The organism is Amycolatopsis sp. SID8362 (assembly GCF_010550475.1).
Lineage (GTDB): Bacteria > Actinomycetota > Actinomycetes > Mycobacteriales > Pseudonocardiaceae > Amycolatopsis > Amycolatopsis eburnea.
Genome location: NZ_JAAGNB010001222.1, coordinates 1 through 4,733 on the forward strand (window position 1 = coordinate 1; position 4,733 = coordinate 4,733).

The 4,733-nt window shown below is 72.9% G+C and carries 6 protein-coding genes and 1 other RNA gene; 4 read left to right on the forward strand and 3 right to left on the reverse strand.

Annotated features, from left to right (window positions below; translation table 11 throughout):
* From G3I65_RS38080 to G3I65_RS38090, 3 genes are all read right to left on the reverse strand, one after another.
* On the reverse strand, positions 1-287 hold a 287-nt coding region (locus tag G3I65_RS38080; protein ID WP_160700391.1), incomplete at its 3' end, for an ATP-binding protein.
* Positions 288-318: 31 nt separating this feature from the next.
* Positions 319-648, reverse strand: a complete 330-nt coding sequence (locus tag G3I65_RS38085) for a hypothetical protein (RefSeq protein WP_160700392.1) — start codon at positions 646-648, stop codon at positions 319-321.
* A complete protein-coding gene (locus G3I65_RS38090; RefSeq protein WP_160700393.1) occupies positions 645-1,211 on the reverse strand; it encodes a sigma-70 family RNA polymerase sigma factor in 567 nt (188 codons plus the stop codon). Before G3I65_RS38090 ends, G3I65_RS38085 begins: the two co-directional genes overlap by 4 nt.
* Before the next feature lie 215 nt (positions 1,212-1,426).
* Here G3I65_RS38090 and G3I65_RS38095 point away from each other — a divergent pair, with 215 nt between their 5' ends.
* The 4 genes from G3I65_RS38095 (at position 1,427) to rnpB (ending at position 4,527) form a co-directional block, all read left to right on the forward strand.
* Positions 1,427-2,095 carry a DUF4142 domain-containing protein gene (locus tag G3I65_RS38095; protein WP_160700394.1) on the forward strand — a complete coding sequence of 223 codons (669 nt, stop codon included), beginning with the start codon at positions 1,427-1,429 and terminating at the stop codon, positions 2,093-2,095.
* A 7-nt stretch (positions 2,096-2,102) separates the two neighbouring features.
* Positions 2,103-2,903 carry a ferredoxin gene (locus tag G3I65_RS38100; RefSeq protein ID WP_160700395.1) on the forward strand — a complete coding sequence of 267 codons (801 nt, stop codon included), beginning with the start codon at positions 2,103-2,105 and terminating at the stop codon, positions 2,901-2,903.
* Entirely contained in the window at positions 2,900-4,111 is a 1,212-nt protein-coding gene (locus G3I65_RS38105; RefSeq protein ID WP_160700396.1) for an NAD(P)/FAD-dependent oxidoreductase, read from the forward strand. Before G3I65_RS38100 ends, G3I65_RS38105 begins: the two co-directional genes overlap by 4 nt.
* A 20-nt stretch (positions 4,112-4,131) precedes the next feature.
* An RNA gene (gene rnpB, locus G3I65_RS38110) (RNase P RNA component class A) lies at positions 4,132-4,527 on the forward strand.
* The last annotated feature ends 206 nt before the right edge of the window (positions 4,528-4,733 follow it).

A 4,733-nucleotide genomic window follows, 5' to 3' on the forward strand; every position in this document is an offset into this window, starting at 1 on the left:
TGGCGCGCGAGCCCGCCCGCCAGGTGGCTCTCCAGCCGCGACCCGGTGGCGATCGCGACGGTGAAGCCCGCGTCCGCGGCCAGGGCCGCGGCGGTGTGCAGGGTGGCGCTCTTGCCCATGCCGAACTCGCCGACCAGGACCGCGCTGGCCGCCCGGCCGTCCAGCGCGGCCGGGAAGAGGCTGGTCAGACGGCTGAGCTCGGGCTCGCGGCCGGGGAGCCGCGGGGCGGGACGCTTCGGTACCGAAGCCCCGCTGACGGGGTGCTCGGGATTTACTTCGGTATCCACCGTAAGGACTTTCATGTTGGGTTGGGGCAGACTACTGGAAACCGGCCGACCAGGGGAGATCCCGAGGAGCGCCGCCGGTACCGGCCACGACACGAGCGGGGGAGACGATGGACGCAGCCGATGCGAACCGGTCCGCCCCGCCCGCCGGCCCCCCGCCGGGCAGCGGGTAGCCGGGCCCGCTCGAGCCGCCGCGAGGCAGGTACCCGAGCCGGTCCGCCGCCGCCAGCGCGTCGCCCACCGACCGGAAGCCGTCGACCGCGACCCGGCAGCGGGCGCAGTCCCGCAAATGCGTTTCGAACTCCGCCGGGTCGTCGAGGACGCCGAGCGCGTGCGCCGCGGCGTCCCGGTGTTTCCCCCTCATCGCACCGCTACTTCCCCGAGCGCCTTACGCAATTGCCGCATCGCCGTGTACAACCGCGATTTCACGGTTCCTTCCGGAATTCCCAGAATTTCCGCCGCGCGCCGGACGGTGTTTCCGGCGAGGTACGTCTCGAGGATGACCGACTGGTATTTCGCGTCCAGTTCTCCCAATGCCCGAGTAATCGTTAGTGCGGCTAACGAACTGTCCGCGCGGTCGGCGGACTCGGCGTTTTCCGGGATCTCCAGAGCGACCTCCTGCGGGCGGACGCGGCGATTTCTCCAGCCGTCGATGACGATCCGGCGGGCCACCGTGAGCAGCCAGCCGCGCAGCATTCCGGGCTCGCGTTCGAGGGTGTCCGAGTGCTGCCACGCGCGGATCATGGTCTCCTGCACCACGTCTTCGGTCCACTGCCGGTCGTGGTTGGTCAGGGCCAGTACCTGCGAGAACAGGGTGGCGCGGAAGTCCTTGTAGAGCAACGGGACGAGATCGTCCGCCGGGTCGGGCGCGACGGCGGACGAGGCGTAGCGGACGTGGCCGCGACTTTCTCTGCCCAGTGCTTCCATAAAGCTCGCAACCTCACCTGACTGGCGGACCGTGGGGCCATCGGAGCGTAGCGCAAAAGCACTTAATAGGCCATATGCATTAGTTTGCCCGCCTATTGGTTCAGAATGTGTCTTGTGATGCACGTCACAGGTCACTAAAAGGTGACGGTGAGAACCGGAACACACCTTTCTCCCGTAGCTCCCGGTGAGGACTCCATCGCGAAGGGACAACGGGGATGCCGCTCCGATTCGTGGCGCTGCTGGCCGCCGCGGCCGCGTTCGCGCTCGGCTGCGCGCTCCCGGCGTCCGCCGGCGAACTGCAGCAGACCGACCGCGCCCTGCTGACCCGGCTGAAGCAGCACACGCTGTGGGCCGGGCCGTCGAGCAGGCTGGCCGCCGAGCGGGCCACCAACCGCCGGGTCCGCGCCGTCGCCGTCCGCATCGCCGACGACCAGGCCCGCCTCGACGTCGCCTTGCGCGCGGTCGCCGACCGGCTCGCGATCACCCTGCCGGGGGAACCCACCGCCCAGGAGCGCGCCTGGGCCGACGAAATCGGCGCGGACTCCGGCGACGCGTTCGACCGGGCCTACGTCAACCGGCTGCGCGCCGAGTACGGCAGCCTCTTCGCGCTCGCCTCCGACGTCCGCGCCGGCACCCGCGACGACGACGTCCGCGCGTTCGCCCAGACCGCCGTCGACACCGCGCTCGGGCACCTGACGCTCCTGGAGAGCACCGGGCTCGCCGAGACCACGTCCCTGCTCGTTTCCGCCACCGAAGCCGACACCCTCGGCGCCGGCGACTTCGCCGTCGGCGCCGTTCTCGTGGCCCTCGCCGCCGTAGCCACGTTCGGCCTGCTCCGCCTGCTCGGAACTCCCGGCAGGACCCCGCCGCGCACCCGGAGGTAAGCCGCCCATGTCCCCCTCAGCCGCGCTGGTCCCGGTGTCGCCGCACGACACCGGGATCGCCGAGGCGGCCGCGCTCTCCGGCCGCCTCACCTACGTCTGCATGTGCCTCACCCTGTGCTGGGGCGTGCTCGCCGCCACCGGGTGGGTCCGCCGGTTCAGCGGCCAGGACGCGCTGCGCACCGGGCACGTCCTGCTCGCCGCGTTCACCCTCGCCACCGGCACGGTGCACGGGCTGACGTTCCTCTTCCTCGAGGACGACCCGTTCGGCGTCGCGGACCTCCTGCTGCCGTTCTACGACGGCGTCCCGCGGCACGCCATCGGCATCGCCGGCCTGGAGCTGGTGATCGCGGTGTCCGTGACGGCGGGCCTGCGCCGCGGCGCGCGCGAAGCCCGCTGGCTGCGCTTCCACCAGGCCGGCTACCTCGCCGTCGGCCTGCTCGCCGTGCACGCCTGGCTCGGCGCCGTCTCGAGCGGGCACCTCGCCGTCGTCTGGCTGGCCGGGATCACCCTGCTCGTCCCGCCGGTGCTGCTGTCGGTGCTGCGGGTGCTGCCCGCCTCGGTGCTCGCCCGCGCCGGGCTGATCAGCCCGCCCGAAGCGGAACCGCCGGCCCTGCGTGTGGACGTCGACAGCCACCGCTGCCACGCCTACGGCGTCTGCCAAAGCGAGGCGCCGCAGGTGTTCCAGCTCGGCCAGGACGGACGGCTCGAGTACGAGAAACGCCCGGAGGCCGGGGAGGTCCCGAACGTCCGCGCCGCCGCGCGCGCCTGTCCCATGCGCGCCATCCACCTGCTGGGAGCGACCAGATGAGCGAACGCATCGTCATCGCCGGAGCCGGACTGGCCGGCCTGCGCGCCGCCGAACGGCTGCGCGAACTCGGGTTCGACGGCGAAGTCGTCGTCCTCGGCGCCGAACCCGGCATCGCCTACCACCGCCCGGCGCTGTCCAAGCAGCTGCTCACCGGCGCGGTCAGCCGCGCCGACACCCTGCTCGCCGACCCGCTCGAAGTCGACGCCGAATGGCGGTTCGACACGCCGGTCACGGCGCTGTCCCCGCACCGGCAGGTCGTCCACCTGCGCGACGAGGAGCTCCGCTACGACGGCTTGATCATCGCCACCGGCGTCGAACCCCGCCGCATGCCGGGCGCGCCGCACGGCCACCCGCGCGTGGTCGTCGTCCGCACCCTCGCCGACACCGTCGCCCTCCAGCGCGCCCTGGCCGGCAACCCCGGCCCGGTCGCGGTGATCGGCGACGGCTTCATCGGCTGCGAAGTCGCTTCCAGTCTCCGCGAGACCGGCCGCGGGGTCGTCCTCTTCGGACGGTCGCGCCCGCTGCTGGCCGACGTCCTCGGCCCCGACATCGGCGACTGGCTCACCGCGCTGCACACCGCTCGCGGCGTCCAGTTCGAACCCGGCACGACGATCCGCCGCTGGCGGCCGGGGCCGCGGTCCGTCGGGCTCGAGTTCGCCGACGGCCGCGCGCTCGACGTCGCGTGCGTCGTCGTCGCGGTCGGCAGCGTGCCGGCGGTGTCGTGGCTGCGCGGCGCCAAGCTGCCCCTCGACGACGGCGTGGTCTGCGAACCCACCTGCCACGTCGTCGGCTCGTCGACGATCGTCGCGGCCGGCGACGTCGCCCGCTGGCCCAACCTCCGCTACGACCCGGCGCCGCGGCGCGACGAACACTGGCTCAACGCCGTGGAGATGAGCCGCGCGGCCGCGGAGAACCTCCTCACCGGCCCGCGGGACGCCCGGCCGTACACGCCGGTGCCGCGCTACTGGTCCGAACAGCACGGCGTCCGCATCCAGGTCGCCGGCCGCCCCGCGCTCGCCACCGACACGGTCCTGCTGGAGTCGCCGGTGCCCGGCACGCGCCCGATCACCGGCTTCGTCCGCCACGGCAAGCTGATCGGGCTGATCGGCCTCGACAGCCCCGCCGCCGTCCTGCACTGGACGGCCGAACTGGCCCGCCAGCACCCGGCGCCGGCCCGCCACCACACCGAGGCGGCGGCGGGGTACTGAGCTACCATCCAGCCTGCGGACGAGCTGGCAGGGCGGTCGCGAGCCGGGGCGACCCGGCCCGAGGAAAGTCCGGACTCCACAGGGCAGGGTGGTTGCTAACGGCAACCCGGGGTGACCCGCGGGAAAGTGCCACAGAAAACAGACCGCCCCCGCTTTCGGGCGGGGGTAAGGGTGAAACGGTGGTGTAAGAGACCACCAGCGTCCCGGGTGACCGGGACGGCTAGGTAAACCCCACCCGGAGCAAGGCCAAGAGGGAGCTCACGAGCTCCTGCGCAGGCGTTCGAGGACGGCCCGTCCGAGCCTGCGGGTAGGCCGCTGGAGCCTGCCGGCGACGGCAGGCCGAGATGGATGGCCGCCGCCCCGGGAGCCGAGAGGCGACCGGGGAACAGGATCCGGCTTACATGCCAGCTCGTCCGCCTCCTTTCGCTGAAGGGGATATTGCCCGGCCGTCGGGGTGTGCCCGGCTGGCGAGGCTCGCTTGGCGTCGGAAGTACGCTCGTGCCGGCCGCGGCCCCGCGCAGGTGGCCCGCGGCTCGCGGGATTTGCCGGGCGGCCGCGTCGGGGTGGTCTTGCCCGCCGGCCGGGGCGCGCGGGCTGCTTGATAGCTCGCTGTCGGCCGGGG

Coding starts and splice junctions, on each gene's coding strand:
- G3I65_RS38085 (WP_160700392.1), bottom strand. CDS start 648: ATGAGGGGGAAACACCGGGACGCCGCGGCGCACGCGCTCGGCGTCCTC.
- G3I65_RS38090 (WP_160700393.1), bottom strand. CDS start 1,211: ATGGAAGCACTGGGCAGAGAAAGTCGCGGCCACGTCCGCTACGCCTCG.
- G3I65_RS38095 (WP_160700394.1), top strand. CDS start 1,427: ATGCCGCTCCGATTCGTGGCGCTGCTGGCCGCCGCGGCCGCGTTCGCG.
- G3I65_RS38100 (WP_160700395.1), top strand. CDS start 2,103: ATGTCCCCCTCAGCCGCGCTGGTCCCGGTGTCGCCGCACGACACCGGG.
- G3I65_RS38105 (WP_160700396.1), top strand. CDS start 2,900: ATGAGCGAACGCATCGTCATCGCCGGAGCCGGACTGGCCGGCCTGCGC.